Here is a 25,819-nt window from a genome sequence, read left to right as displayed (position 1 = left end):
TGGTCAGGACCGTTGGCGCCATGGATGGCGCCATCGAGCCCCCATGGATGGGTTTACGGCGTGTCCTGCCCAGCCACACCGCCCCGCCAGGCCATCAGCAATCCGGAGCCGCATTGGCTTTGGCTTTGGCTGTTGCCGTGGCTTGAAGGCCTCTGCAGGTGCAGGGTGCAACCCTGCCGGACCCTCACTTCACCCAGCCGTCGATCTCACCGTGCTCGAACGGCCCCAGCTTTGCCTTCACCAGCCGCCCCTGTGCATCGAACAGCACGCTGTAGGGCAGCAGGCCCTGCGTATTGCCCAACTGCACGCTGGCATCGCGTGGCCCCGGCGTCTCGACCACGATCGGGTAGTCCACCGGCACCCGCAGCAGGAAAGCGCGCACGTCGTCCGGGGTATCCAGCGCAATGCCCAGCACCTGCACGCCGTTGTCGCCCTGGGCATCGGCGAAGCGCGCCAGTTCGGGCATCTCTTCCACACAGGGCGCACACCAGCTGGCCCAGACGTTGATCAGCAGCGGGCGACCGGCGAAGCGAGCGCGCAGGTCCAGCGGCTGTCCCGCCAGGTCCGGCAGCGTCAGCGCCGGCAAGGGATCACCTACCTGCAGCGTGGGGGTCACGGCCGTCGCTGGCGCGGCCGGTGCAGACGGGCCAGGTGACAATCGATGCCCGGCCCACAGGCCGAGGCCGGCGGCCAGCACCGCTGTCCACAGCAGCGCTGGCCGTTGCCACTTCATCGTGCGGTGCGCAGCAGTGCTTCCTCGACCACCGCCTGGGTCAGCAGGGTCGGCAGCACGGTCGGTGGCGCGCCGGGGCCGTACACCACGTACAGCGGCACGCCCACGGCCTTGTGTTCTTCCAGGAACGTGGTGATCTGCGGGTCGACATTGGTGTAGTCACCACGCATGTACACCGCATTGGTGCGCTTGAGCAGTTCCTTGAACTCCGGCCGCGACAGCACGGCGCGTTCATTGGCCTTGCAGCTCACGCACCAGTCGGCGGTCATGTTGACGAACACCACGCGGTTGTCGGCGCGCAGGCGGTCCAGCAACTGCGGCGAATACTCGACCACGTTCTCGCTGGCCGCCTGTGCGGCCCGTGCCGGCGGTGCCAGCTGGGTGACGCCCCAGGCGGGAACCAGTGCACCGATCGCCAGCAACACGCCGAGCAGGGTCACCGCGCGCGAGCCGGTCCAGCGGTTGCGCTCGAACAGCCACAGGCCGAAGGCGAACAGCAGCAGGCCACCCAGCACCAGCGCCATGCCGTCCACGCCGCGCTGCTTGCCCAGCACCCACAGCAGCCACAGCGCGGTGGCATACATCGGGAAGGCCAGCACGTGCTTGAGCGTTTCCATCCACGGGCCGGGCTTGGGCAGGCGGCGTGCCAGCGCCGGCACGAAGCCGATCAGCAGGAACGGCAGCGCCAGGCCCAGGCCGAGGAACAGGAACACGGTCATCGCCTTCAACGGCGGGGCGATGAAGGCATAGGCAATCGCCCCGCCCATGAACGGGCCGACACAGGCGCTGCCGACCAGGCAGGCCAGCGCACCGGTGAAGAAATCACCGGCCGGGCCGCTGCGGCTGGCCAGCGACTGGCCGAGGTTGCCGATGCCACCGCCGAGGGTGAACACGCCCGACAGGCTCAGGCCCACCGCGAACATGATGTACGCCAGCGCCGCCACCACGCCCGGGTGCTGCAGCTGGAAGCCGATGCCGACCGCGTTGCCGATCGCGCGCAGGCCCACCATCAGCGCGCCGATCACCGCGAAGGCGACCAGCACGCCCAGCGTGTACCAGAGGGCATGGCTGCGCGCACGCTCGGGGCTTTCGCCACTCTGCGCCAGGCTCAGCACCTTCAGCGAGAGGATCGGCAGCACGCAGGGCATCAGATTCAGCACCAGGCCACCGGCCAGCGCCAGCAGCAGTACCCAGACGAACGAGCGGTCCGGATTCGGCGTGGTCACCGGTGGCCGCGTGCGCAGGGCGTTGCCATCGCGCGCGTCGGCGGCGAACTCATTGCGTGCGCCCTCACTGCCACTGGCGGCGGGAGCGGCGCTGCCGTCGTTGGGCACGGTCGGCAGCAGGCGCAGCGGTGCGCCGTTGGCGGATTCACGTGGCGCGCCGGCGGCGCGCAGCGGGCTGATCACCTCATTGCGCGCTGGCGCCTGGTCAGTGCTGGCGGAGAGCTTGCCCGCCGGAATCGACAGCTTCACCCGGCGGGTCATCGGCGGGTAGCAGATGCCATCGGTCTGGCAGCCCTGGAAGGTCACCACCAGGGTGCTGTCGACTGCATCAGTGACAGTGCGGCGCAGCGGCAGCGGCACTTCCACCTGGTTGAAATAGACCGAGACATCGCCGAAGTGCTCGTCGCGATGCGATTGCGCGGCCGGCCAGCGCGGCTTGTCGGCCAGCACGCCTGCGCTGCCTTCCAGCTTCAGCGAAGTGCGGTCGCGATACAGGTAATAGCCTGGCGCTGGGCTGAAGCGCAGCAGCAGGGTGTTGCCGTCACTGGCGATGGCATCGAAGCCGAACGCCTGTTCCGACGGCAGCGGCAGGGCCTGGCTGTTGTTGGCCGCGCCCGGCAGGCGCAGGCCACCGCTGTTGCCGGCACCGGCCAGCGGGTTGTTGAACGGGCTTGCCGCACCGGCACGCGCGGCAGGCACCGCGGCCGCCGCACCGGCGCCCGGCAGGGTGACCTGCACCACGCGCTTCTGCGGCGGGTAGCAGACACCGGCATCGGCGCAGCCCTGGTAACGCACTTCCAGGCTGATGGTGCCGGCGGCGTCGGTCGGCGTGCCGGGCAGGGTGGCCTGCAGGCGCTCGCGATAGGTCTCGACCTCGCCGAAGAAATCGTCGTGATGCCTGTCGCCCTTGGGCATCTGCAGCGCGCCGGCATTGAAGGCCGGGTCGGCCTTGACGCTGGTGCGGTGGCGATACAGGTAATAGCCCGGTGCGATCTTGAACTGCAGTTGCACCTGGCCCCGTTCGGGGGCACTGGCGGTCAGCGCGAACGCCTGGTCCACCGGCAGCAGGTCCTTCTCATCCAGCGCGAAGGCCGGCAGCGAGAGCCACAACAGGGCGCACAAGGCGGCGCCGCGCGCAAACAGAGTCTTCAATCAGTGTCCTCCCGGGTCTGTGCCCGGATCCAGTCCAGATACGCCGGCAGGCCGGCCCGGGTTTCGACCGCGATGCACTCCGGGAGTTCATACGGATGCAGTGCGACGATCCGGGCAATCGCGTCATCGACGCGGCTCGCGGTGGTTTTCACCAGCAGCTGCAGTTCGGCGTCGGTGGTCACCTCGCCCTGCCAGCGGTAGGTCGACTGCGCGCCATCGAGGCGGGTTACGCACGCCGCCAGGCGCTCGCCGACCAGCGCGTGCGCGATGCGCTCGGCACTGGCCCGGTCCGGGCAGGTGGTCAACAGCAGCAGGACGGGATCGACGGTCGACATGACCGTCGAGTATAGGGCCGCCGCCGGGTCAGGGCCCGGCGGCGGCAGTGGACCGCTGCGTTGCGTGATCAGTTGGCCAGCTGGCAGGTGGCCGGCTTGGCCGAGGTGAACAGGGCCGGGGTTGCCCACTCGGGGTGGTCGATGAACGGGTTGCGGTTGCCCTGGAAGCTGTAGACCACGTCATTGCGCGCACGCTCGGCATCATCCGGCGGATCGGACAGGTGCCAGTCGATCAGCGTCGACAGCAGGCCCATGTAGGCGGGCGAACTGCTGGTCTTGACGATCTTGCTGCGGTCGTCGGTCAGCTCCAGATCCGGCTCGGACTGGCCGGTGGCCGCATCCTTGCCACCCTCGTAGCGGATCGCCATGTACATCACCGCACGCGCCATGTCGCCCTTGCGCTTGCCCCACACCTCGAAGGTGCCGGTGTTGCCGTCCGGCGTGCGCACCCAGTTGGAGTTGCCGGGATAGCCACCGCTGCCGCCGCCCTGGCCGTTGTTGGCCTCGGTGGCGCGCTCGCCGCAATTGGCGTCGCACTTGCCGAACGGCTTGTTGCCACGGTCGGCGTTCCACTGCGCGTCGGTCAGGTACAGCATGTGGGTGTCGGTGTACGGCGCGTAGGGCAGGCCCTTGTCGCCGGTGGTGCTGGCAAAGCCCAGCGAGTTCGGCCAGGTGTGCTCGCGGTTGTACTTCAGGCCACTGCCGCTGCCGGCGCGATCGGTCACCTTGGCGTAGCTGTGGTTGCGATACGCATCCAGGATCCTGCCGGAATTGTTCGGATCCTCGTCGGCGATTTCCAGGATGGTCCAGGTACTGGTGCCCGAGCCACTGTACGGATAGGCGGTGTGGCCCTTGATGGTGGCGTGCAGCGAGCAGCGCAGCTGGCTGGGGCTGCTGGTGTTGACCTTGGAGTAGTAGCCGGCCGGCACGCCCGGGTTGCCCGGGTCCGGATTGCCGCCGGTGCTGGCCACGGTGAAGGCGATGCGGCTGTCGGCGGCCGGGTGCGCGCCCTGCAGGTCGGTGATGCGCGCGGCACGGATATCGAAGCGGCAGGCTTCACCGGCCACCAGCGCGGTGTTGGTGGACAGCTTCACGCTGCGGCCGCTGGCCGGGAAAGTCAGCGGCACGCTGCCGGAGGTGCCGCAGCTCAGGGCGAAGGCGCCACTGGCCAGGTTCACCGTCTCGCTGAACACCACTTCCAGGTCGGCGGCGGCCGGGAAGGTGCTGCTGCCCTGCGCCGGGGTGGTGGTGGAGACCGACGGCGGCGTGTTCGGGCCCGGGGTGCCACCGCCGCTGAAGGTCTGGCCGTTGTTGCAGCTGCCAAACGTCTGCTTGGCCGACTCGGCCCAAGTGAAGTGGGCGTACTGGCTGCCGCTGCCGGTCAGCTGCAGCGAGGTGCCCGGCGCCGTGCTGTTGGTCTCGGCCACCGGGATGTTCTGGCTGGTCATGCCGGCGGCAGGGCCGCCGGAGGCGGTGATGGCGCCCTCGTAGCTGAGGAACTGGACCACCTTGCCGCTGGCATCGACCAGGGCGATGCCGTCGTTGGGGCCGTTCTGGATGCCGTTGGTCGGGTAGTTGACCACGGCGATCGTGGCGCTGCCGCAGCCGGCGGCGCTGCCAGCCGGCACCGGCTTGTTGTCGTACACCACGGCGGCCGAGGCGTTGGCGCCGTTGTACAGGTACAGGCGGTAGCCGGACAGGTCCTCACCGGCGGTGGCCACGACCTCGATCGCTTCGCCGACGTCACCGGCGGCGGTGCTGTCGTCGTAGTGCAGTTCATTGATGAAGACCTCGGCCTGGGCCGGCGCGGCGGCCAGGGCCAGCAGGCAGGCGGCGGCAAGCGGGGACAGCAATCGCATCGACTACTCCTTGTGATTGGGAATGCGCGGCCGAGCCTAAGGCCGATCCAGTGACACTTTGTCGTAAATGAACGTCAGATATCTGACAGTGCGACGCGGGTCACCAAATGTCGAGGGTTTTGGGCACGGGGTTGTCGCGTTGCACCGGCCTGAATGCCTTCACGCAGGGCGGGAATCCGCGCATCCCGGGGCGGCGAAAATTTTTCCTCGCCCGGCCTTGAAAGGTCCGGGCGCAGCTCCATCTCTGTCCTGCTCCCGATTCATCGGGCTTTTTCGCGAGCAATGCTGGCAGTCACCTGGGGTGAGTGCTAACATCGCCAGACTTTTTCAGACCAATCAATAACTTAAGAGGTCTCTCATGAGCATCAAGCCGCTGCACGACCGCGTTGTGGTCAAGCCGATCGAAGCCGACGAAATCTCCGCCGGTGGCATCGTCATTCCGGATTCGGCCAAGGAAAAGTCCACCAAGGGTGAAGTCGTGGCCGTCGGCCCGGGCAAGCCGCTGGACAACGGCAGCGTGCGCGCTCCGTCGCTGAAGGTCGGCGACAAGGTCATCTACGGCCAGTACGCCGGCAGCTCGTACAAGAGCGAAGGCGTCGAGTACAAGGTCCTGCGCGAAGACGACGTGCTCGCCGTCATCGGCTGAGCCCCGGCGCGACCTGTTTCAACCTGATCCCCAAATCCCAGCCGCCGGGCCTCGTCCGGCGCTACCAATGAGGTAAATGCAATGGCTGCCAAGGATATTCGTTTCGGTGAAGACGCCCGTTCGCGCATGGTGCGCGGCGTCAACGTTCTCGCCAATGCCGTCAAGGCCACCCTGGGCCCGAAGGGCCGCAACGTCGTGCTGGAAAAGAGCTTCGGCGCGCCGACCATCACCAAGGACGGCGTCTCCGTCGCCAAGGAAATCGAACTGGCTGACAAGTTCGAGAACATGGGCGCGCAGATGGTGAAGGAAGTTGCTTCGCGCACCAACGATGACGCGGGCGACGGCACCACCACCGCCACCGTGCTGGCCCAGGCCCTGATCCGCGAAGGTGCCAAGGCGGTTGCCGCCGGCATGAACCCGATGGACCTGAAGCGTGGTATCGACAAGGCCGTCGTGGCCGCCGTTGCCGAACTGAAGACCATCTCCAAGCCGACCGCCGACGACAAGGCGATTGCCCAGGTCGGTACCATCTCGGCCAACTCGGACGAGTCGATCGGCCAGATCATCGCCGACGCGATGAAGGAAGTCGGCAAGGAAGGCGTGATCACCGTTGAAGAAGGCTCGGGCCTGGACAACGAGCTGGACGTGGTCAAGGGCATGCAGTTCGACCGCGGCTACCTGTCCCCGTACTTCATCAACAACCAGCAGTCGCAGACCGCTGATCTGGATGACCCGTTCATCCTGCTGCACGACAAGAAGATCTCCAACGTCCGTGACCTGCTGCCGGTGCTGGAAGGCGTCGCCAAGGCCGGCAAGCCGCTGCTGATCGTGGCCGAAGAAGTTGAAGGCGAAGCGCTGGCGACCCTGGTGGTCAACACCATCCGTGGCATCGTCAAGGTCGTGGCCGTCAAGGCTCCGGGCTTCGGCGACCGTCGCAAGGCGATGCTGGAAGACATGGCCGTGCTGACCGGCGGCACCGTGATCTCCGAAGAAGTCGGCCTGTCGCTGGAAAAGGCCACCATCAAGGACCTGGGCCGCGCCAAGAAGGTGCAGGTTTCCAAGGAAAACACCACCATCATCGATGGCGTGGGTGACAAGGCTGCCGTCGATGCACGCGTCGGCCAGATCAAGACCCAGATCCAGGACACCTCCTCGGATTACGACCGCGAGAAGCTGCAGGAACGCGTGGCCAAGCTGGCCGGCGGCGTTGCCGTGATCAAGGTCGGCGCGTCGACCGAAATCGAAATGAAGGAAAAGAAGGATCGCGTCGACGACGCCCTGCACGCCACCCGTGCAGCCGTTGAAGAAGGCGTGGTCCCGGGCGGCGGCGTGGCCCTGGTCCGTGCGGTCACCGCACTGGCCGGCCTGAAGGGTGCCAACGAAGACCAGAACCACGGCATCCAGATCGCCCTGCGCGCGATGGAAGCCCCGCTGCGCGAAATCGTGGCCAACGCCGGCGAAGAGCCGTCGGTCATCATCAACAAGGTCAAGGAAGGCACCGGCAGCTTCGGCTACAACGCCGCCACCGGCGAGTTCGGCGACATGCTGCAGTTCGGCATCCTGGACCCGACCAAGGTGACCCGTTCGGCGCTGCAGAACGCCGCTTCGATTGCTGGCCTGATGATCACCACCGAAGCCATGGTTGCCGAAGCTCCGAAGAAGGACGAGCCGGCCATGGGTGGCGCCGGTGGCATGGGCGGCATGGGTGGCATGGGCGGCATGGACTTCTAAGTCCACGTCCCCGGCGGTCGTTGCCGACCCTGGTCGGCACGCCTTCCCGATGCAAGGAAGAACCCCGCCGCGAGGCGGGGTTTTTCGTTGCCCGGTTGCTGCCGCCGCAGCGCATCGCTACGCTCGGTGGCCATGCCTACCTCGTTCATCATCGTTGACGACTTCCTTTCTCCTGCCGATGCGCAGGGGTTGCGCCAGGCGGCGCTGGGCCTGACCTATCCCGTGCAGGAGGGCGCGTTTCCCGGCCGCAATTCGCAGCAGCGGCTGGATCTGGATGGACTGTCCGGCGCGGTCTCGCGGCTGGTCAACGAACCGCTGCGGCCGGTCAACCCGCTGCAGTCGCACGGCAAGTTCCGGATCACCCTGGCCGGTGATACCGGCCGCGCCAAGGTGCACGCCGACCACTCGCACTGGTCGGGCATCCTCTACCTGAGTGCACCGGAGCACTGCGAGGGCGGCACCGAGTTCTTCCGCCACCGCCGCACCGGCACCGAGCGCATGGCCCTGGATGCAGCGGAGCTGGCCGCATTAGGCTATGCCAACGGCGGCGACATGCATCGCGACATCATCGAGCGCGACAGCAACGACGACAGCCAGTGGGAAATGACCATGCGCATCCCGATGCGCTTCAACCGGCTGGTGCTGCTGCGCCCCTGGTTCTGGCACACCGCCGGGCCCGCGTTCGGCGACTGCCTGGAGAATGGCCGGCTGGTGTACCTGATGTTCTTCGAACAGGCGCGCTGAGCGGGGCAGGCATCCACGCATGGCGTGGATCTACAGGTGCACGGTTTCGCTGGTAGATCCGCGCCATGCGTGGATGCACCCGTCCAGCCGCACTTGCCATGCAGGCGTCAACGCGCCCTCATTCGACGAATGCCTTCGCCACGCCGTACTCCCACTGCCATGGCACGCCGGTATCGCCCAGCACGAACGCCACCAGTGCCGGGAACGTAGCCTCCGCCCGTACATCGTTGCCCAGGATCACCACGCAGCGTTTGTGCCGCTCGATGCACACCAGGGTGTTGCCGACCGCATCGTCGTGGCCGCCCTTGTAGAAGCCTGCACCCTGGGGACCACGGAAGGTCACTACGCCCAGGCCCGCGGCCAGATCCCTGTGCTGCTGCGCAACGGGCAGCTCCGGCTGCAGTGTTGGGAACTGGCTGGCGGTGGTGATCGGTAGCTGTGGCCGCACCAGCTCCCTGCGCATTGCCGGGGACAGCCCATCGCCGCGCACATAGCCGGCGGCGAAGTGGGCCATGTCGGTGATGGTGGTATCCATCGACCCCGCCGCCCGCACACGGCTGCGTTCATCGTGCGGCTCTGAATTGCCTTCGGCCGTCCAGCCATCGGCCAGGTTGCCGGCGAAATCCGCGCGCCACACCATGCTGGTGCGCGCCATGCCGAAGCGATCGAACACGCACTGCTGCATCAACGCACCCACATCCTCGCCCAGTCGCCCGCGTTCGATCACGAACTGCAGCAGGATCAGGCCCTCACCGGAATAGGCGTAGCGGCTGCCGGGCTCGAAGTGGAACTTCAACCGGCCATCCGGTTCGAGAAAGCCGAAATTGGCAAAGCCGCTGGCGTGGTTGAGCAGCAGGCGTGGCGTGAGCTGGCGCCAGCGGGCATCGCTGGCCAGCACGCTGTAGTCGGCGTACTTCTTCGGTTCCGGTGGATAGTCCGGCAGCGGTTTGTCCAGGGCGGTAGCAATGCTGGCGTCCAGATCGATACGCGCGTCCTGCACCAGTTGTGCGACCAGGTACCCGAACGCCATCTTGGTCAGCGATGCGGCGTACATCACAGTGTCGGTGCGCAGCGGCTCGCCCGCGGCGTTGCGTTCACCGTAGGCGGCCACGTGCACCACCTTGCCGTCGTCGATCACCGCCAGCGCCATCCCGCGCGCATGGGCCGCCTGCATCAGCCGCTGTGCTTCGGCATCGATGCGAGCCGGCGTGGGCACGGGTGGCGGCGCGGCCAGTACCGCCAGCGGGAGCAGCGTCAGCAACATCAGGGTGGCACGGCACATGCGTGGAACTCCTGGTGGGGCGCACGGCGATGCTACGCCAGGCTGCCGCTGGCGTCATTGCCAGATGTCAGCTGGCCTGCGGCCGGCGCAGGCAGATCCGGGCCGCGCCGGCACCGAAGTCCACCTGGCCTCCGCGCATTGCATCGGCACCGAGGATCAGCGCCGGCCGCGCCTCCAGGCCGATCGCCTTGAACACCGGTAGTTCGCTGATGCGGACCTCCATCGACGGGTGCTTCCAGCCGCTGCCGGTCATCCCGGGCAGGGTGTACAGCCAGGTGGCCTGCGCGCCGCCGCCCAGCCCCTCGGTGCCCTTTTCGCGCATGCTTACCCGTGCGTCGCTGCCGTCGGTGCGCAACCCCAGTGCGCGGGCCGCTTCAGCGTTGAGAACAGTCTGCGCCGCGCCGGTGTCGACCACGGCAATGGCCTCCACACCCGGCGTGCCCAGTGCCAGTGTGATGAAGCCGAACTGGCGCAGGCTGGCAGTGCGCTCGGGCAGCGCATTGGGCTGGCAACCCGGTCCTTCCAGGTTCAATCGGCCAGGCGTCCATAGCGCCAGGCGATTGCCGCCGAAGTCCCAGCGCGTGTCCCAGCGTCCGGTCAGGTCATTGCCGATCAAACCGTCGATGGCCGGATCATCGTCCTTGGCCAGGGAGGACAGGTCGACCTGCATGCCACGGGCCTGCAGCTGCCAGCTGCCCAGCTGCCAGGACGTGCTGCGCGTGCGCTGCAACCGGGCCGCCTTCGCACTTGCGCCCTGGGCGTGCGATACCGCCGCATCCGCATCCTCCAGGCCATAGCGCCTCGCCACACGGGCATCGACCAGCGTTGCCCCGGCGGCACTGTCGACCACGAAGCGCAGCGGTTCGGCGCGTCCGTCCAGCAGGACGGCCACCGCCGGATGACCACCCTGCATCCACATTGGCAGCACGTGTTCGGGGGCATCGGACGCCAACGCAAGCAGCGGCGCAGCAAGCAGGGACAGGAGGATGAGGCGCAAGGGAAATCTCCGCAGTGATCATGGGCGCCCATTGGCGCGCAGCGGCGTATCGCGGGAATATCGCTGTTGATACCGTCCTGATACAGACCGGCCCGATACTGCCCGCATGACGACTCCCGCCCGTGTCATCGTTGTCGATGACGACGCCAGCATCCGCGATGCCATCGCCGATTGCCTGTTGCTGCATGGCTACCAGGTGCGGGTGGCCGCGGACGCGACGGCGCTCGACATGGTGCTGCAGAGCGAACGGCCCGACCTGATCATCCTTGACTGGATGATGCCCGGCGAGGACGGGCTTTCGGTCTGCCGCCGGCTGCAGGCACGCGCCATCCCGATCCTGATGCTGTCGGCGATGGGCAGCGCGCCGGATCGGGTGATCGGACTGGAGATGGGTGCGGACGACTACCTGGCCAAGCCGTTCGATCCGCGGGAGCTGCTGGCACGGGTACGCGCGCTGCTGCGCCGCCAGCACAAGCTGCGCGCGCAGGTGGCCAGCGAACTGCGCTTTGCCGGTTGGCGGCTGCTGCCTGATCAACGTCGCCTGTTCGCGCCGGACGGAAACGAACTGATGCTCAGCCGCGGTGAGTTCAGCCTGCTGCTGGCGCTGGCCGAACGTCCCGGGCGGGTGCTGGGGCGTGAGCAGCTGCTGCAGCTGAGCCGCGGTGAACCCACCGACAGCGTCGATCGTGCGGTCGACCTGGCGATCAGTCGGCTGCGACGCAAGCTGGGGCAGGCCTCACCCGGTGCTGAAGCCCTGGTGCAGACCTTGCGCGGTGAAGGCTACCGCTTCGACGCCGAGGTACAGGTGTTGTGAGCAGCCGGTGGCCGACCGCGCGCTGGATCGCGATGCTGGCCCTGGCCAGCCTGCTGCTGGCGACATTGGTCAGCGTGGCCGTGGTTGGCTGGATGCCCCGGCCCGCGCCTCCGCCGATGCGGTTGGACCAGGCCGTGCAGGTGCTGCGCGGCGAACAGGCCGCAGCGCCATTGGGCCTGCATCTGGCGACACAGGACGCACCACCACAGGGCAGCGCCAGCGACTGGCTCACCCAGTTGGCGGCGCTGCAGATGGGTTTGCCGGCGAAGGAGGTACGCCTGGTCTGGAGTGGGCAGGGCAAGGCGCCGGACGTGCAGGTCATCGAGGGGGGTACCGTGCTCGATGCCACGGCGCGGGCCGGTGTACTGAAGGCGCAGGCGGCGGTACTGACCGCCATGCAATGGCCGCCGTTTGAACTGGGCGTACGCCAGGCCGATGGCCGTTGGCAGGTGGTCGGCAGCGATCACAGCGATCTGGCGGCCTGGCGCCGCCAGGTGGTGCTTGCGCTGCTGGGTGGTGCGGTCCTGCTGGCGCCGCTGGCGGCGTGGGCATCGATCCGGCTGGGACGCCCGCTGCACCGCCTGGCCGAAGCCAGCGCACGGGTGGACCTGCAGGCCGCAGCGCCCTTGCCGGATGACGGCCCACGCGAGGTACAGATGCTGGCCGCTGCGATCAGCACCGGTCGCGATCGCCTGCATGCGCAGGCACAGGACATGACCCACATGCTGGCCGCAGTGGCGCATGATCTGCGCACGCCGTTGACCGGCCTGCGCCTACGCGCCGAGTTTGCGCCTGCGCCACAGGCGGCACGGATGGTGGCGGACATCGAACGCATGGATACGATGATCGAGCAGGTGCTCGACTACGCACGTGGTGAACTGCAGCCGTTGCAGATGCACTCGCTGGATCTGGCTGCGCTGCTGGAGGAGTGCGTGCAGGCGGCGCTGCTGCGCGGAGCCGGCATCTCCATCCAGGGGCCGGACACGCTGCGCTGGAACGGCGATGCGCTGCTGATCCGGCGCGCGGTCGACAATCTCATCGACAACGCCGAGCGCTACGCCGGGGCCGTGGAGCTGCAGCTCGCCATGGCCGGCCACAGGGTGCAGCTGGATGTGATGGACCGCGGCCCGGGCATCGCCGAGGCCGACCGTGCACGCCTGCTGCAACCGTTCCAGCGCAGCGAGAGCTCGCGCAGCCGCGCCACCGGTGGCGCCGGGTTGGGGTTGGCTGTGGCCGCCAATGTGGCCAGGCGGCACGCAGGCGAACTGCAGCTGCTGCACCGTGAGGGCGGCGGGCTGATCGCACGCCTGTTGCTGGGGACGTTCTCCTGAAAATCGGTGTAGTTCATGGATGACTTATTTTTATAATATGATTAGGCGGCTAATCATATTGGAGGGGTGCCATGATCGAAGCCAAGCACCATGCCCTGATGGATGAGGCGCAGCGACGCGGCCACGCCAACGTCGCGCAGCTGCGCCTGTGTTTCCAGCTGCTCTCGCTGGCCTCGTCGATCGATCGCGACTGCGCTGCCCGGCTTGCACCGCACGGGCTCAGCGAGGGCCGCTTCATCGTGCTGTTCCTGCTACACGGGGCGGGCGGCACGCTGCCGCCCCATGAACTGGCAGAGCGTGCCGGCGTGACCCGTGCCACCATCAGCGGCCTGCTCGACGGCATGCAACGCGAAGGCCTGCTGCAGCGTCGCAGCGATGCCGAGGATGGCCGCCGCCTGCAGATCGTGTTGACCGCAAAGGGGGCGCGCCTGGCCGAAGCGCTGTTCGAGCAGCACACACAGTGGATCGGCGGCCTGTTCAACGGCCTGGATGCGGATGAACAGCAACAGCTGTCACGGCTGCTGCACAAGGTCTGGCAGCACACGGACGCCGGGCGGGAATCCGCAGCATGAGCACGCCCATTCCAGCGGAACGGCGGCGCGCACTCAACAGCGGCAACGCCGCCGCTACCCATCTGGCCGAATGCCTGGCAGTGGATTTCGCCGAGCTGTTGCAAGGGGTAGCGCCTGCGCTTGAACCCGAAGCGCTGCACCGCATGCACGAAGCCTCAGGCAAGGGCATCACCCAGCGCATGGCCTTGGCCGCGCAGTTGCTGCGCGGGGCGGGGCAGGGCGCGCCTGCACTCTGGCAGCATCACAGCTCCGATACCGTGCGCGGCTGGGCCTGTTATCTGATCGGCAGCGATGCTCGCGCAACGTTGGCAGAGAAGCTGCAGCAGATGCGCACGCTGGCCGACGACCCACACTTCGGAGTGCGCGAATGGGCGTGGCTGGCGCTACGCACGGACATTGTTTCCGCGCCGGTGCAGGCGCTCGGGTACCTGCAACCGTGGACACAGGAAACATCGCCGTACCTGCGCCGCTTCGCCTGCGAAGCACTGCGCCCGCGTGGTGTCTGGGCCACGCACATCGCCCTGTTCAAGCAACATCCGGAACATGCAGTGGCGCTGCTGGAAGCACTGGCCGATGACCCGGAACGCTATGTGCAGGATTCCGTCGGCAACTGGCTCAATGATGCCGGAAAGACAAAGCCGCAGTGGCTGCGCGAACTCTGCGCGCGCTGGCAGCGCGAGCACGACAGCACCGCCAACGCCTACATCCGCAAACGCGCGATGCGCTCGCTTCGGTAGTGCCGGCCGCTGGCCGGCAACCCCAGGCCATTCAAGCGAGCATGGCACATGCGCCTGTCACCCGGACGCGGTAAACAGTGCATTGCCCATGTCCATCCGCAGGGAAGTTGATCATGCAGAGCACGCTCCAGGTCACGCTGTTCGGCCCGCTTGGCGACAGCCCGGCATTGCAGTTGCCGGGGCTGGAAGGGCCGTCGGTCGCCATCCCGGAAGCGGCCCTGCGGCGGTTGGTCTCCGACCTCTACACCGCCCGTTCCCTGCTCAACCCCGAGCAGCTGGACGAGGCCAGGCAGGAGCTGGATCGCGTGCTGGAACGCTGGGCCGACATCCACGAAGGCCTGCTGCTGGACGTGGAAGTGCATGGCAAATGAGCGACTCTGCGTGGCTGCTGCCAGGTAGGCAGCGCTGGCGCGCACCTCGCTGAACCGGGTCCCCAGTTGCGGATGAAACATTTTGCACTGCGCAAAAGCTGTGCTATCAATACACCCCATGAACGCAGCCGCTACCCGCTTTTACTGGTATTACTTTCCGAAGCCACTGGCGGAGGAAGGACTGCGCTCACCCTGAAGAAAGCTTCAGACGCATTCCCGAAAGCCGCCAGCGAACCTGGCGGCTTTTTTCATGCCGCCACGCTGGGGACCCCCAACGTTCCGGAGATCTCCTGCAATGCCCCCGCACACCGACGACCTGCGTATCCGCACCATCGAACCGCTGACACCGCCCGCCCAGCTGCTGGCGATGCTGCCCTGTGACGATGAAGCCTCCGACACCGTCAGCGCCTCGCGCGCGGCCCTGCACCAGATCCTGCATGGCCGTGACGATCGCCTTGCGGTGGTGGTGGGCCCGTGCTCGATCCACGACCCGAAGGCCGCCATCGAATACGCCCAGCGCCTCAAGCCGCTGCGCGACGCGCTGGCCGGCGAACTGGAAATCGTCATGCGCGTGTACTTCGAGAAGCCGCGCACCACGGTGGGCTGGAAGGGCCTGATCAACGATCCGGACCTGGATGGCAGCTTCAGGATCGACAAGGGCCTGCGCATCGCCCGCGGCCTGCTGCGCGACATCAACAAGCTCGGCCTGCCAGCCGGTGTCGAGTTCCTTGACGTGATCTCGCCGCAGTACATCGCCGACCTGGTGGCGTGGGGCGCGATCGGTGCACGCACCACCGAAAGCCAGGTGCATCGCGAGCTGGCGTCGGGGCTGTCGTGCCCGGTCGGCTTCAAGAACGGCACCGATGGCAACGTGAAGATCGCCGCCGACGCGGTGGGTGCAGCGTCCAATCCGCACCACTTCCTGTCGGTCACCAAGCAGGGCGGTACCGCCATCGTATCGACCGCCGGCAATCCGGATTGCCATGTGATCCTGCGCGGCGGCAAGCAGCCGAACTACGACGCAGGCAGCGTCGCCGACGCCTGCCAGGTGCTGGCCAAGGCCAGGCTGCCGACGCGCCTGATGATCGACGCCAGCCATGCCAACAGCCTGAAGAATCCGGAAAACCAGCCGAAGGTGATCGAGGACATCGCCGTTCAGTTGGAAGACGGCGAACAGCGCATCGTTGGTGTGATGATCGAGAGCCATCTGGTTGGTGGCCGCCAGGAACTGGTGGAAGGCCAGCCGCTGGTCTACGGGCAGAGCATCACCGATGGCTGCATCGACTGGGACACCACCGTGACGGTGTTGCAGCGACTGGCTGCGGCCGTGCGCGCCCGTCGCGACGTGAAGGTGTCCGAAGCCGCTTGAGTGCGGCACGTGTGTGGATGGCGGCCAGCGCCTGCGGGGGTGCGGCCGCGATCAGGGCCGGCCGGAGTTGGAGACCGGCCCATCTGCACCGGCGATGCGCCTGGCGCTGCGCATGAGCGACAGCGCCAGGTACATCGCCGGGGTGGTGCAGTAGATCCGCGCCAAGCCTGGAACCCCATGCTCGGCGAACGCGAACCTCAATGCACTTCGTCGTGGTACACGAACTTCGGCATTTCCCAGCGGTAGTGGATCGCCAGCAGGCGCAGCGCGAAGCCGCCGCCCAGGCAGCACAGGATCGCAGTGGCATCGGCCACGCCCCAATGCAGCAGCAACAGATAGGCCGCGCCGGTCAGCAGCGCGATGATCGCGTACAGCTCCTTCTGGAAGATCAGCGGCACCTCGTTGCAGAGGATGTCGCGCAGCACGCCGCCGAACGCGCCGGTCAGCATGCCGGCGATCAGCACGATCGGCATCGCATGGCCGGCCTCGCGCGCGATCGAGCAGCCGATCAGGGTGAAGGCGATCAGGCCCAGGCCATCGAGCACCAGGAAGGTGCGGCGGAAGTGGTGCATCCAGCGTGCGACCCAGGTGGCGATCAGCGCCGCGCATACGGTGAAGCCCAGGTACTCGGGATGCTTCACCCAGCCCAGCGGGTAATGGCCGAGCAGGATGTCGCGCAGCGAGCCGCCGCCGAGGGCGGTGACGCAGGCGATCATGACCACGCCGAACAGGTCCATGCGGCGGCGGCCGGCGGACAGCGCGCCGGTCATGGCTTCGGCGGAAATGGCGATCAGGTAGATGATGGACAGCAGCATGGGGCAGGCTCCGGGCGCGGTGGGGCCGGCCATGCGCGTATACCGCCACTGCCTGCGCAATGACGGGATGACGATGACCGGTGCCGCTCCCGCTGTCCTTTTGCCTGAGAGTTCAGCGGCGTGGGCCGCGTGCCCCTTCGGCGGATCGTCCCGGGCGTGCCCGGTGACCTCTCTCCAGCTCGGCGAGTCGAATGCATGGTTGGTGGGATTCCACCCCACCGGCCTGAGCGATCATGGGAGCCTGCGCCTTCGGCGGGCGCCAGCGCGGCGCCTCTCTCCTGCATTCGGGCGCCAGTATATCCGCTGCAGTGCAGCACGGCATAATCCGGGCATGGCCCCGTCCCTCCGCCCGTGGTTCCTGTACCTGCTCGAATGCCGCGATGGCAGCTATTACGCCGGCATCAGCACCGATGTGGAGGCGCGTTTCGCCGCCCACCAGGCCGGCAAGGGCGCGCGCTACACCCGGGCACGGCCACCGCTGCGCGTGCTGGCCGTGCGCGAGTACCCGGACCGGGCCGCCGCCTCACGCGCCGAGTGGCAACTCAAGCAGCAGCCGCGCGAACGCAAGCTGGCCTGGCTGCAGGCACCAGCCGAGACGCTTCTGTAGATCCACGCCCACGCTCGGCTCCGGCCTGCCGACATCGCCGGTCCCAGTAGAGCCACGCCATGCGTGGATGGGCTGCCCGGCCCATGCGATGATCGCCCCGCGCCCAGCCCTGGAGACCCGGATGTCCACGATCGCCCTGCTGTTCGCTCTCTCCGCATCAACAAGTCCCGCCGCAGACCCGGCCACCATCGCGGCCATCGAAGCTACCTGCCACGATTACGTCGACGGCCAGCTGGAGGCCGACCCGCAGCGCGTCGCCCGCTCCCTGCATCCGGATCTGGCCAAGCGCGCGGTCCTCGGCGATACACCCGATGAACGCCTGGGCCTGCGCCGGATGTCGAAGGAAGAGCTGGTCTCGCTGACGAAGCAGGGCGCGTTGAAGACGCCGAAGGATCAATGGGACCGCCGCTGCACGGTGCTGGACGTGACCGGCAACGCGGCCTCGGTGCGGCTGGAAACCCCGTGGTTCGTCGACTACTTCCACATGGGGCGCTTCGACCAGCGCTGGGTCATCGTCAACGCACTGTGGTATCCAAAACCAAAGGCGAAGTGAGCGCGATGCGCGCTGCTGGCAAGGCATTGATCTCCGTCGTCGTAGTGGTCGCCGGTATCGCGCTGCTGCCTGGCCTGCTGTACCTGCTCGGACTGGCGCTGGTGGAAGGCCGGCCGAAGCCGGCGGACCGCGCGCCCAGTGGTGTGGCTGCGTGCAGTAGTGAACCACGGGCGGGATACCAGCCGATGAACCCCTGGCGCTTCGCCGCGCAGTTCTTCGACAAGGACGTGATGCAGAAGAAGGTGCCGGAAGTGGAGCGGGAGGCCTTCTGGATTGCCCGACGCCATCTGTGGCGACAGCCTCGGCACGGCATGCTGCGCTGGCATCTGAGCAGCACCGCGTTGACGATCTGGATCACCCGGCATTGGAGTACCGCGCAGATTGCCGATACCGCAAGGAAGGAGGACTTCTGCCGCACCTGGTCGAAACGGCGGGTGCCAGGTGGCCCGATGAGGCAGTAGAGCCACGCCATGCGTGGCTGAGCTCGATGCGTCCTGCACAGACATTCATCCACGCATGGCGTGGATCTACTCCCAGGCAGAGAACCCGTGTCCGTCTTCGGCCCTAGCGCTTCGGCCGCCGGTCATCCTGGTCATCACCGAAGATGATGCGCGCGCTGCGCTGGTAACTCCAGTACGCGACCGCCCAGTTCAGCAGCACCACGATGCGGTTGCGGAAGCCGATCAGGAAGAACACGTGCGCGGCCAGCCAGAACCACCAGGCCAGGATGCCCGACAGCTGCAGCCGGCCCAGGTGCACGATCGCGGCCATGCGGCCGATGGTGGCCAGGTTGCCGTAGTCGGCGTACTTGAACGGCCCCGGTGCCGCCTTGGCATGCAGCCGCGCGCGGATCACCTCGGCCACGTACTTGCCCATCTGCTTGGCGGCAGGCGCCACGCCGGGCACCGGCTTGCCGTTGGCCTGGTTCAGTGCGGCCAGATCGCCGGCCACGAACAGCTCCGGGTGGTCGGGCAGGGTCAGGTCCGGTTGCACCTGCACGCGGCCGGCGCGGTCCAGCGGCACGTCCAGCGTGCGCGCCAGCGGCGAAGCAGCCACGCCGGCGGCCCAGACCACGGTGCGTGCCGGCACGAACTGGTCACCGAGCTTGAAGCCCTGGCTGTCGATGTCGCTCACCGGGGTACCGGTCAGCACTTCCACGCCCAGCTTTTCAAGCTGCCGGCGCGCCTTCAGCGAAAGCACTTCCGGGAACGAGGACAGCACGCGCGGGCCGGCCTCGACCAGCCGCACCTTGGCGCTGGCCGGGTCGATGTGGCGGAATTCGTTGCGCAGCGTATGCCGCGCGATCTCGGCCAGGGTGCCGGCCAGTTCGACGCCGGTGGGACCGCCGCCGACCACCGCGAAGCTCAGCCATGCCGCCTTCTTCGCCGGGTCCGGTTCGGCCTCGGCGCGCTCGAATGCCAGCAGCAGCTTGCGGCGCAGCGCGATGGCATCGTCCAGCGTCTTCAGGCCGGGCGCATCATCGGCCCACTGGTCGTTGCCGAAGTAGGCGTGGGTGGCGCCGGTGGCCAGCAGCAGGCTGTCGTAGTCCAGCGTGCTGCCATCGGCCATGCGGATCTGCCGGGCCTGCTTGTCGATGGCGGTCACTTCGCCCAGGCGTACTTCCACGTTGCGCTGGTGGCCGAGGATGTGGCGCAGCGGCGCGGCGATGTCCGGCGCGGACAGGCCGGCAGTGGCCACCTGGTACAGCAGTGGCTGGAACAGGTGATGGTTGCGGCGGTCGACCAGGGTGATGCGTATGCGCTCGCGGGCCAGGGCACGGGTGGCCCAGAGGCCGGCAAAACCGCCGCCGACAACGACCAGGTGGGGAACGCGCTCGCGACTCATCGACTCACTCCAGTGGGGGCATTGGGGGAAGCGCCTGGCATCTTCGCACGGCGGCCACCTGTCACGTCAGCGCCCGCGTGGATCGGCGATACTCGGGTTCAGGCAACCGCCCGCGAGGAATCCATGAGCGAACCGGAAAAGCGCATCGCCCTGTTGATCGACGCCGACAATGCGCCGGCCTCGAAGATCGACGAGGTCCTGGCCGAAGTCGCCCGCTACGGCGTGGCCAACGTGCGCCGCGCCTATGGCAACTGGAAGAGCCCGCGGCTGAAGGGCTGGGAAGCGGTGCTGCACGAATACGCGATCCGCCCGATCCAGCAGTTCGCCTACAGCAAGGGCAAGAATGCCTCCGACATGGCGATGGTGATCGATGCCATGGACCTGCTGTACGCGCGCAACCTTGATGGGTTCGCCATCGTGTCCAGCGATGCCGATTTCACCCCGATGGTGATGCGCCTGCTGACCGATGGCGTGAAGGTGTATGGCTTCGGCGAAAAGAAGACGCCCGAACCGTTCGTCAACGCGTGCTCGAAGTTCACCTATCTGGAAGCGTTGGGCCAGACCCATGCCAGCGTGCCGGATGCGGAGCAGGCATCGAGCGAACAGGCGTCGAACGAGCCCGTCGCTAATGATGATGCACGCCCGCGCAAGAGCGGTGCGGAGATGCGCAGCGACACCCGGCTGGTGAAGATGTTGCGCCGTGCGGTGTCCTCCGCCGAGGGCGAGGATGGCTGGTCGCACCTGGGGCCGGTCGGCAGCCAGATCGGCAACCAGGCCTCGTTCGATCCGCGCAACTACGGCTACGGCAAGCTCAGTGATCTGCTGGCAGCAATCGGGCTGTTCGAGCTGAAGAAGGACGGCAAGTCGTCCTACGTGCGCGCGCTGCCAAAGAAGAACAGGTAGTGCCGGCCGCTGGCCGGCAAGCCCCAGATGCCTGGTCCCGCATCCGGCACGCACATCTCCACTCCGATCAGGCGTATCGTTGCCGCTCGCATTGCCAGCAAGGAAAACCCGCATGTTGAAGATCTGGGGCCGCCGCAATTCCAGCAACGTCCGCAAGGTACTGTGGTGCGCCGAGGAGATCGGCCTGCCGTATGAGTCCATCGAGGTCGGCGGCAGCCATGGTGGTACGCAGACGCCGGAGTACCAGGCGATGAATCCCAACAGCCTGGTGCCGGTGATCGAAGACCACGGCCTGCCGCTGTGGGAATCGAATGCCATCGTGCGCTACCTCAGTGCGCGCTACGCGCTGGGTACCCTGTACGCCGAAGATCCGATGGAACGCGCCCAGGCCGAGAAGTGGATGGACTGGAGCACGTCGCGGATGGCGCCGCTGTACAGCGACCTGGTCTGGGGCATCATGCGCACCGCGCCGGCCGACCGCGACGAAGCGCGCATCAGCGCCGCCATCGTCCGCGCCGGTGACTACCTGGCAATGGCCGATGCCACCCTGGCGAAACAGCCATGGCTGTCGGGCGAGAAATTCGCGATGGGTGACATTCCACTGGGCTCGCTGATCTACGCCTGGTTCGAACTGCCGATCCAGCGCCCGGAGCTGCCGCATCTGGCTGACTGGTATGCGCGGCTGCGGGAGCGGCCGGCCTACCAGCGCGGCGTGATGTCGCCGCTGACGTAAGCGGTGGCGTTCGGGGTCAGAGCCCTTTTCTGCGAAAAGGGATCCGACCCCCTGGCCATCGGGGTCGGATCCCACCCAGCGGGTGGGCTCCGACCCCTCAATACAGATCCGTCGGATCCACATCCAGCGACCAGCGCACCTTGCGTGCTTCCGGCAGTGCATACAGCTGCGGCACCAACTGCGAAAGCACACCATGCAGCGGCGGCCGCTGCATGGCCGACAGCAGCAGCTGCGTGCGCTGGTAGCCAGCACGCCGTGGCATCGGTGCCGGCATCGGGCCGTAGGCTTCGACCACGTTCTGCTCGCCCAGCAACTGCCGAGCGGCCAGCAGGAACGCGTTGGCATGCTCCACCTGCTGCGCTTCGGCGCGCATCAGCGCCAGATGCGCGAACGGCGGGAATCCGGCCGCCTGGCGCTGGTTCAACTCGGCCTGCGCGAACGGCTGGTAGCCACCGCTCACCAGGGTTTCCAGCAGCGGGTGCCCGGGGTGATGAGTCTGCAGCCAGACCTCGCCGGGGTCACGTGCACGTCCGGCGCGACCGGCCACCTGGATCAGCTGCTGGGCCAGTTTCTCGCTGGCGCGGAAGTCGGCGGAGAACAGACCTTCGTCGATGCCGACCACCACCACCAGCGTCAGCTTGGGCAGGTCGTGGCCCTTGGCCAGGATCTGCGTGCCGACCAGGATGCCGGGCTGGTCGCCCAGTTTCGCCAGCTGCTGTTCCAGCGCGTCGCGCCGTGAGGTGGTGCCGCGGTCGATGCGTACCACGGGGAAGTCGGCGAAGGCGGCGGTGAGGTGTTCTTCCAGGCGTTCGGTGCCGATGCCCTGCGGCTGCAGCGCCAGGCTGCCGCAGGCCGGGCACGCGAGCGGCGCCGGTTGCCGCGCACCGCAGTGGTGGCACTGCAGGCGACGACCGCCACCATGCACCGTCATCGGCGCATCGCAGCGCTGGCATGGCGCGGTCCAGCCGCAGTCGTGGCAAAGCAGCACCGGCGCATAGCCGCGGCGGTTCTTGAAGACCAGTACCTGCTGGCCGCGCTGCAGGTGCTCGCCGATGCCGGCCAGCACATCGGCGGAGAGACCGTCATGCAGCGGGCGCTTGCGTACGTCCAGGATGCGCACGCGCGGTGGCCGCGCATCGCCGGCGCGCTGTTTCAGGCGCAGGTGGGTGTAACGCCCGGCGTAGGCGTTGTGCAGGGTTTCCAGCGAGGGCGTGGCACTGCCCAGCAGAACCGGAATGCCCAGCGACTTGGCCCGGACCAGGGCGAAATCGCGCGCGTGGTAACGGATGCCGTCCTGCTGCTTGTAGCTGCCGTCGTGTTCCTCGTCGACGATCAGCAGGCCGGCCTGGGGCAGCGGCGTGAACACTGCCGAGCGGGTGCCGACGATGACGCGTGCTTCGCCGCGTGAGGCCGCTGCCCAGACGCGCGCGCGCTCGTTGTCGTTCAACCCCGAATGCAGCGCATGCACGGCGATGCCGAGGCGGCCGCGGAAGCGTGCCAGGGTCTGCGGGGTCAGGCCGATTTCCGGCACCAGCACCAGCGCCTGCTTGCCCTGTGCCAGGCAATGGATGATCGCCTGCAGATAGACCTCGGTCTTGCCGCTGCCGGTCACGCCATCCAGCAGGAACGGCTGGAAGCCGTCGGCGGCATTGATCGCGGCCACGGCCTCGGCCTGGTCCGGGTTGAGCGTGGGGCCGGGCAGTGGCTGCGCGTGCTGGGGAGCCACGCTCAGCGCAACGCGCTCGGCCAGCCCGCGCTTGGCCAGGCTGCGGGCGGCGGTGCGCCAGTCCTCCATGCGTTCGCCCAGCACGTCCTCATCCACGATGGCCTCGGCCAGCAGTTCGGCCAGTTGCCGCGGGCGGCTGCCGGCGCGCAGCCTGTCGCGCTGATCGCGGCCTTCCGGGGTCAGCTGCCAGCCCCAGTGGTGGGTGTCCGGCAGGGGCTCGCCATGGCGCAGCGGGCCGGGAAGGGCGGTGCTCAGCACCTCGCCCAGGGGGGCGTGGGTGTAGCGCGCCAGCCATTGCAGGCTCTGCCACAGCTCACCCTGCAGCAGCGGCTGCGGGTCGCACCAGGCCAGGGCCTGGCGCAGTCCCTGGCCGTCGTCGATCTGGCCGTGACCGACCACCACACCGACCAGCTCCCGGTTGCCGAATGGCACCTTCAGGCGGCAGCCGACCGCGACCGCCGGGCCATCACCCTCAGGCGACAGGTAGTCGAACAGGCGGGGCAGGGGGACGGGCAGGGCGACCTGCAGGGTCGGAATCGGTGAAAGCATCGGGCCAGTGTAACGGGCCATGCGCGCGCGAATGGCAGAAGAGGGAGCGGCCGGGCGGCGCCCGTTGAATCATAAATGTCACCTAAATATCGGTGTCCATTGGAGATTCAGTCTTATCCACATGTTCTGTGGATAACGTTGTGCGTTAACGGTCAGCGGAAACGCAGAAGGCCGATGGCGACGGCCTCACGCTTGGGTTGGTCAAAAAATCGCCACATAGTAAAAACATTCAAAATCAACAACTTAAGTGTGAAACAATGCTGAAACAGAGTGAATTCAGCTGGATGCCCCAGTTTTCCGCTGCGGGGGCGTGGTGCTGTGCACAACCTGCAGCACGAAGTGCCTGTGGGCGCAAGTCCTACGGGCGTCGATGGCCTGCCGCTATCATGCCGGCAGACCTTTGGAGTGACCGATGACGGCTGTGCCCGCCCCTGTTTCCTCGACCGCGGCCGGCGCGCTGTCGGCGTTCCTGCGTGGCGTCGAGCGCCGTGCCCTGGTGGTCGCTGAACTGCAGTGCGGCGATGCCGCGCGCGCCGAGCAGACCCTGGTGGCGGTGATGCGCGCCTTTGCCGCCGTCGCCAGCGACCTGCCGATGGCGCAGTGGCCGACCCGCTTCTGGACCCTGCTGGGCCAGCGCCAGGCGTTGCGCGAGCCGGCGGGCGGGCAGTGGGGGCCGCCGTTGGCCGCGCTGGGCGCGATGCCACCGCTGCCGCGCCTGGCGCTGCTGCTGCGGGTGGGCGGCAGCCTGGATGAGGGCATCGCCATGCGCGTGCTCGACCAGGACGAGGCCGGCTACCAGCACCTGCTGGCCGACGCCTGCCCGCGTGATGCCCACGGCCAGCCGGATGCCTCGGCCTGGCGCCAGCTGGCCGAACAGGTGCAGGCGCGCATCCGTGAGCTGCCGGCCGCGCGCCTGCAGCAGTTGCAGCAGCCGGCTGCACCTACCGCCCACAATGAAGCCCCGTCTTCCAGCTGGCGCGCACCGCAGCGGGACGAGCGTGCGGCCGCCAACGGCAAGCGCCGTCGTGCGAATGCCAAACCGCGCTGGCGCGGTCCGCTGATCCTGCTGGTGACCGTGGCGGTACTGCTGGCCGCTGCGCTGGGCTGGCGCTACTGGCAGGGGCATTCCTTCGGCAGTGATGCACCGCTGCCGGAGGGTGTGGTGGGCGAAGCCGGTCCGGTGACGGTGGAAGCCCTGCCACCAAGCAAGGTCAACGCCACGCCGGATGCGACCACGGCCCAGGCCACGGACGACGCCACGATGCTGGCCGACCGCGACTACCCGCTGGTGGCCGATGCCGACCTGTACGCGTGGACTGCCGCGGGCGGTCCGCTGCCGGTAGACGAATCGCAATCCAAGCCGAGCCGGCCGGAGCCGGCCAGCGCCACGCTGGAAACCGCTGCTGCCGATGAATAAGTCCTGGTTCGCCAGCCTGTTGCTGGCCCTGCCGTTGTCGCTGTCTGCGGCACCGCAATCGTTGAACGTGCCGTTGCCGCCACCGTCGTCGCCGGCCACGCCGGTGGCTTCGCCGGCATCGACGACGGCAGCACCCGCTGCCTTCGCCCAGCTCGATGCGCAGCAGCAGCGCCAACGCCGCGCCGACTACGCCGCGTGGCGCGCGTTGCCGGAAGGAGAGCGCGAGCGCATCCGCCAGGCAGCTGCGCGATTCAATGCGCTGCCTGCGGACCAGCAGCAGCGCCTGCGCCAACAGTTCCGCGACCAGGACCAGGCGTTCCGCGACGGGTGGCGGCTGGGCCCGCAACTGGGCCTGGAATTCCCCAAGCTGCATGGCTTGTTCGGCTTCGTGCCCCCGGAACAGCGCGAGACCGCGCTGGCCGTACTGCGCCAGCTCAGCCCGGCGCAGCTGGCCCAGCTGACCCTGGTCGCGCAGCGCACGCCACCGCAGGAACGCGACACCGTGCGCAGCGCCTTCCTCGCCGTGCCCGCCGCCGAGCGCGACAGCTGGCTCAAGCGCCAGGCCGGCCAGTAAAAAAGGGGACGGAGGGGATTAAGTCGTTTCAGGCCCGCTAGTGCCGGATGCGACTTAATCCCCTCCGTCCCCTTTTTGTGTGGGGCGGCTGAAACCCAGCATTCACGCCATGTCATGGGAATGCACGCGCCGCCCGCGTAAGATGGGCGCCCGCAACCCGGTGCCTGTGCCCTTCGCGCGCAACCGCAGTTCGCGTCA

At 67.7% G+C, this 25,819-nt stretch carries 25 protein-coding genes and 1 riboswitch; of the genes, 16 read left to right on the top strand and 9 right to left on the bottom strand.

The window, feature by feature from the left end; genetic code table 11:
• Positions 1-184: 184 nt before the first annotated feature.
• From ACUZUJ_RS19750 to ACUZUJ_RS19735, 4 genes are all read right to left on the bottom strand, one after another.
• Positions 185-733 (bottom strand): TlpA family protein disulfide reductase, encoded by a 549-nt coding sequence (locus ACUZUJ_RS19750; RefSeq protein ID WP_049443263.1) that lies wholly within the window; start codon positions 731-733, stop codon positions 185-187.
• The gene (locus ACUZUJ_RS19745) at positions 730-3,111 is read right to left on the bottom strand and encodes a protein-disulfide reductase DsbD family protein (protein ID WP_049443264.1); all 2,382 of its coding nucleotides are present in this window, start codon (positions 3,109-3,111) and stop codon (positions 730-732) included. The genes ACUZUJ_RS19750 and ACUZUJ_RS19745 overlap by 4 nt, the downstream gene beginning before the upstream one ends.
• Positions 3,108-3,446, bottom strand: coding sequence for a divalent-cation tolerance protein CutA (cutA, locus tag ACUZUJ_RS19740; protein ID WP_014648595.1), 339 nt, complete (start codon positions 3,444-3,446; stop codon positions 3,108-3,110). The genes ACUZUJ_RS19745 and cutA overlap by 4 nt, the downstream gene beginning before the upstream one ends.
• Before the next feature lie 68 nt (positions 3,447-3,514).
• Complete coding sequence (locus ACUZUJ_RS19735; protein ID WP_049443265.1) at positions 3,515-5,305, bottom strand: endonuclease; 1,791 nt, start codon at positions 5,303-5,305, stop codon at positions 3,515-3,517.
• Positions 5,306-5,663: 358 nt separating this feature from the next.
• Here ACUZUJ_RS19735 and ACUZUJ_RS19730 point away from each other — a divergent pair, with 358 nt between their 5' ends.
• The 3 genes from ACUZUJ_RS19730 (at position 5,664) to ACUZUJ_RS19720 (ending at position 8,426) form a co-directional block, all read left to right on the top strand.
• Positions 5,664-5,951, top strand: coding sequence for a co-chaperone GroES (locus ACUZUJ_RS19730; protein WP_006396661.1), 288 nt, complete (start codon positions 5,664-5,666; stop codon positions 5,949-5,951).
• Positions 5,952-6,032: 81 nt separating this feature from the next.
• Positions 6,033-7,682, top strand: coding sequence for a chaperonin GroEL (gene groL / locus ACUZUJ_RS19725; RefSeq protein WP_014038666.1), 1,650 nt, complete (start codon positions 6,033-6,035; stop codon positions 7,680-7,682).
• Positions 7,683-7,814: 132 nt separating this feature from the next.
• Complete coding sequence (locus ACUZUJ_RS19720) at positions 7,815-8,426, top strand: DUF6445 family protein (RefSeq protein ID WP_014038665.1); 612 nt, start codon at positions 7,815-7,817, stop codon at positions 8,424-8,426.
• 118 nt (positions 8,427-8,544) lie between these two features.
• On the opposite strand, the gene ACUZUJ_RS19715 is transcribed toward ACUZUJ_RS19720, so the two are convergent.
• Both ACUZUJ_RS19715 and ACUZUJ_RS19710 read right to left on the bottom strand, forming a co-directional pair.
• Positions 8,545-9,708, bottom strand: a complete 1,164-nt coding sequence (locus ACUZUJ_RS19715; protein WP_119006825.1) for a serine hydrolase domain-containing protein — start codon at positions 9,706-9,708, stop codon at positions 8,545-8,547.
• A 67-nt stretch (positions 9,709-9,775) separates the two neighbouring features.
• Positions 9,776-10,705, bottom strand: coding sequence for a pepsin/retropepsin-like aspartic protease family protein (locus tag ACUZUJ_RS19710; RefSeq protein WP_458220587.1), 930 nt, complete (start codon positions 10,703-10,705; stop codon positions 9,776-9,778).
• A 106-nt stretch (positions 10,706-10,811) separates the two neighbouring features.
• Here ACUZUJ_RS19710 and ACUZUJ_RS19705 point away from each other — a divergent pair, with 106 nt between their 5' ends.
• The 6 genes from ACUZUJ_RS19705 to ACUZUJ_RS19680 all read left to right on the top strand — a co-directional run bounded on the left by ACUZUJ_RS19705 (position 10,812) and on the right by ACUZUJ_RS19680 (position 15,899).
• Positions 10,812-11,519 (top strand): response regulator, encoded by a 708-nt coding sequence (locus tag ACUZUJ_RS19705; protein ID WP_049443268.1) that lies wholly within the window; start codon positions 10,812-10,814, stop codon positions 11,517-11,519.
• Positions 11,520-11,551: 32 nt separating this feature from the next.
• The gene (locus ACUZUJ_RS19700) at positions 11,552-12,850 is read left to right on the top strand and encodes a sensor histidine kinase (RefSeq protein ID WP_049443321.1); all 1,299 of its coding nucleotides are present in this window, start codon (positions 11,552-11,554) and stop codon (positions 12,848-12,850) included.
• A 71-nt stretch (positions 12,851-12,921) separates the two neighbouring features.
• Complete coding sequence (locus ACUZUJ_RS19695; RefSeq protein WP_119006823.1) at positions 12,922-13,422, top strand: MarR family winged helix-turn-helix transcriptional regulator; 501 nt, start codon at positions 12,922-12,924, stop codon at positions 13,420-13,422.
• Positions 13,419-14,159, top strand: a complete 741-nt coding sequence (locus tag ACUZUJ_RS19690; RefSeq protein WP_101766157.1) for a DNA alkylation repair protein — start codon at positions 13,419-13,421, stop codon at positions 14,157-14,159. Before ACUZUJ_RS19695 ends, ACUZUJ_RS19690 begins: the two co-directional genes overlap by 4 nt.
• Before the next feature lie 113 nt (positions 14,160-14,272).
• On the top strand, positions 14,273-14,530 hold the full coding sequence (locus ACUZUJ_RS19685) for a hypothetical protein (RefSeq protein ID WP_049443322.1): 258 nt from the start codon (positions 14,273-14,275) through the stop codon (positions 14,528-14,530).
• A gap of 295 nt (positions 14,531-14,825) precedes the next feature.
• Positions 14,826-15,899: a 3-deoxy-7-phosphoheptulonate synthase gene (locus tag ACUZUJ_RS19680; RefSeq protein ID WP_101766156.1), complete on the top strand. Its 1,074-nt coding sequence runs from the start codon at positions 14,826-14,828 to the stop codon at positions 15,897-15,899.
• 197 nt (positions 15,900-16,096) lie between these two features.
• Here ACUZUJ_RS19680 and ACUZUJ_RS19675 read toward each other — a convergent pair whose 3' ends face one another.
• Positions 16,097-16,714, bottom strand: coding sequence for a trimeric intracellular cation channel family protein (locus tag ACUZUJ_RS19675; protein WP_005411215.1), 618 nt, complete (start codon positions 16,712-16,714; stop codon positions 16,097-16,099).
• 84 nt (positions 16,715-16,798) lie between these two features.
• Positions 16,799-16,902: riboswitch (glycine riboswitch) on the bottom strand.
• Positions 16,903-17,045: 143 nt separating this feature from the next.
• On the opposite strand from ACUZUJ_RS19675, the gene ACUZUJ_RS19670 reads away from it, so the two are divergent.
• The 3 genes from ACUZUJ_RS19670 (at position 17,046) to ACUZUJ_RS19660 (ending at position 18,335) form a co-directional block, all read left to right on the top strand.
• Positions 17,046-17,321 (top strand): GIY-YIG nuclease family protein, encoded by a 276-nt coding sequence (locus tag ACUZUJ_RS19670; protein WP_049443272.1) that lies wholly within the window; start codon positions 17,046-17,048, stop codon positions 17,319-17,321.
• Positions 17,322-17,442: 121 nt separating this feature from the next.
• A complete protein-coding gene (locus tag ACUZUJ_RS19665) occupies positions 17,443-17,874 on the top strand; it encodes a nuclear transport factor 2 family protein (RefSeq protein WP_075676067.1) in 432 nt (143 codons plus the stop codon).
• Positions 17,875-17,879: 5 nt separating this feature from the next.
• Positions 17,880-18,335, top strand: coding sequence for a hypothetical protein (locus tag ACUZUJ_RS19660; RefSeq protein ID WP_101766155.1), 456 nt, complete (start codon positions 17,880-17,882; stop codon positions 18,333-18,335).
• Positions 18,336-18,438: 103 nt separating this feature from the next.
• On the opposite strand, the gene ACUZUJ_RS19655 is transcribed toward ACUZUJ_RS19660, so the two are convergent.
• Positions 18,439-19,719 carry an NAD(P)/FAD-dependent oxidoreductase gene (locus ACUZUJ_RS19655; RefSeq protein WP_458220586.1) on the bottom strand — a complete coding sequence of 427 codons (1,281 nt, stop codon included), beginning with the start codon at positions 19,717-19,719 and terminating at the stop codon, positions 18,439-18,441.
• Between the two features lie 123 nt (positions 19,720-19,842).
• On the opposite strand from ACUZUJ_RS19655, the gene ACUZUJ_RS19650 reads away from it, so the two are divergent.
• Positions 19,843-20,622 (top strand): NYN domain-containing protein, encoded by a 780-nt coding sequence (locus ACUZUJ_RS19650; RefSeq protein ID WP_014648580.1) that lies wholly within the window; start codon positions 19,843-19,845, stop codon positions 20,620-20,622.
• Between the two features lie 112 nt (positions 20,623-20,734).
• On the top strand, positions 20,735-21,355 hold the full coding sequence (locus ACUZUJ_RS19645) for a glutathione S-transferase family protein (protein ID WP_014038651.1): 621 nt from the start codon (positions 20,735-20,737) through the stop codon (positions 21,353-21,355).
• Between the two features lie 97 nt (positions 21,356-21,452).
• On the opposite strand, the gene ACUZUJ_RS19640 is transcribed toward ACUZUJ_RS19645, so the two are convergent.
• The gene (locus ACUZUJ_RS19640; protein ID WP_101766151.1) at positions 21,453-23,630 is read right to left on the bottom strand and encodes a primosomal protein N'; all 2,178 of its coding nucleotides are present in this window, start codon (positions 23,628-23,630) and stop codon (positions 21,453-21,455) included.
• Positions 23,631-24,042: 412 nt separating this feature from the next.
• Here ACUZUJ_RS19640 and ACUZUJ_RS19635 point away from each other — a divergent pair, with 412 nt between their 5' ends.
• Together ACUZUJ_RS19635 and ACUZUJ_RS19630 are read left to right on the top strand one after the other, a co-directional pair.
• On the top strand, positions 24,043-25,047 hold the full coding sequence (locus ACUZUJ_RS19635; RefSeq protein ID WP_458220585.1) for a hypothetical protein: 1,005 nt from the start codon (positions 24,043-24,045) through the stop codon (positions 25,045-25,047).
• The gene (locus ACUZUJ_RS19630) at positions 25,040-25,621 is read left to right on the top strand and encodes a DUF3106 domain-containing protein (RefSeq protein ID WP_049443277.1); all 582 of its coding nucleotides are present in this window, start codon (positions 25,040-25,042) and stop codon (positions 25,619-25,621) included. The genes ACUZUJ_RS19635 and ACUZUJ_RS19630 overlap by 8 nt, the downstream gene beginning before the upstream one ends.
• Positions 25,622-25,819 lie beyond the last annotated feature (198 nt).

Source organism: Stenotrophomonas sp. S4, assembly GCF_054187805.2.
This window is presented reverse-complemented; position numbering and strand designations above follow the sequence as displayed.

Excerpts from the sequence above, each read along its gene's own strand:
- ACUZUJ_RS19735 (WP_049443265.1), bottom strand. The coding sequence starts at position 5,305 with ATGCGATTGCTGTCCCCGCTTGCCGCCGCCTGCCTGCTGGCCCTGGCC.
- groL (WP_014038666.1), top strand. The coding sequence starts at position 6,033 with ATGGCTGCCAAGGATATTCGTTTCGGTGAAGACGCCCGTTCGCGCATG.
- ACUZUJ_RS19720 (WP_014038665.1), top strand. The coding sequence starts at position 7,815 with ATGCCTACCTCGTTCATCATCGTTGACGACTTCCTTTCTCCTGCCGAT.
- ACUZUJ_RS19680 (WP_101766156.1), top strand. The coding sequence starts at position 14,826 with ATGCCCCCGCACACCGACGACCTGCGTATCCGCACCATCGAACCGCTG.
- ACUZUJ_RS19640 (WP_101766151.1), bottom strand. The coding sequence starts at position 23,630 with ATGCTTTCACCGATTCCGACCCTGCAGGTCGCCCTGCCCGTCCCCCTG.
- ACUZUJ_RS19650 (WP_014648580.1), top strand. The coding sequence starts at position 19,843 with ATGAGCGAACCGGAAAAGCGCATCGCCCTGTTGATCGACGCCGACAAT.
- ACUZUJ_RS19655 (WP_458220586.1), bottom strand. The coding sequence starts at position 19,719 with ATGAGTCGCGAGCGCGTTCCCCACCTGGTCGTTGTCGGCGGCGGTTTT.
- ACUZUJ_RS19675 (WP_005411215.1), bottom strand. The coding sequence starts at position 16,714 with ATGCTGCTGTCCATCATCTACCTGATCGCCATTTCCGCCGAAGCCATG.
- ACUZUJ_RS19700 (WP_049443321.1), top strand. The coding sequence starts at position 11,552 with ATGCTGGCCCTGGCCAGCCTGCTGCTGGCGACATTGGTCAGCGTGGCC.
- ACUZUJ_RS19690 (WP_101766157.1), top strand. The coding sequence starts at position 13,419 with ATGAGCACGCCCATTCCAGCGGAACGGCGGCGCGCACTCAACAGCGGC.
- cutA (WP_014648595.1), bottom strand. The coding sequence starts at position 3,446 with ATGTCGACCGTCGATCCCGTCCTGCTGCTGTTGACCACCTGCCCGGAC.
- ACUZUJ_RS19730 (WP_006396661.1), top strand. The coding sequence starts at position 5,664 with ATGAGCATCAAGCCGCTGCACGACCGCGTTGTGGTCAAGCCGATCGAA.
- ACUZUJ_RS19645 (WP_014038651.1), top strand. The coding sequence starts at position 20,735 with ATGTTGAAGATCTGGGGCCGCCGCAATTCCAGCAACGTCCGCAAGGTA.
- ACUZUJ_RS19635 (WP_458220585.1), top strand. The coding sequence starts at position 24,043 with ATGACGGCTGTGCCCGCCCCTGTTTCCTCGACCGCGGCCGGCGCGCTG.
- ACUZUJ_RS19750 (WP_049443263.1), bottom strand. The coding sequence starts at position 733 with ATGAAGTGGCAACGGCCAGCGCTGCTGTGGACAGCGGTGCTGGCCGCC.
- ACUZUJ_RS19715 (WP_119006825.1), bottom strand. The coding sequence starts at position 9,708 with ATGTGCCGTGCCACCCTGATGTTGCTGACGCTGCTCCCGCTGGCGGTA.
- ACUZUJ_RS19630 (WP_049443277.1), top strand. The coding sequence starts at position 25,040 with ATGAATAAGTCCTGGTTCGCCAGCCTGTTGCTGGCCCTGCCGTTGTCG.
- ACUZUJ_RS19660 (WP_101766155.1), top strand. The coding sequence starts at position 17,880 with ATGCGCGCTGCTGGCAAGGCATTGATCTCCGTCGTCGTAGTGGTCGCC.
- ACUZUJ_RS19685 (WP_049443322.1), top strand. The coding sequence starts at position 14,273 with ATGCAGAGCACGCTCCAGGTCACGCTGTTCGGCCCGCTTGGCGACAGC.
- ACUZUJ_RS19695 (WP_119006823.1), top strand. The coding sequence starts at position 12,922 with ATGATCGAAGCCAAGCACCATGCCCTGATGGATGAGGCGCAGCGACGC.
- ACUZUJ_RS19665 (WP_075676067.1), top strand. The coding sequence starts at position 17,443 with ATGTCCACGATCGCCCTGCTGTTCGCTCTCTCCGCATCAACAAGTCCC.
- ACUZUJ_RS19705 (WP_049443268.1), top strand. The coding sequence starts at position 10,812 with ATGACGACTCCCGCCCGTGTCATCGTTGTCGATGACGACGCCAGCATC.
- ACUZUJ_RS19670 (WP_049443272.1), top strand. The coding sequence starts at position 17,046 with ATGGCCCCGTCCCTCCGCCCGTGGTTCCTGTACCTGCTCGAATGCCGC.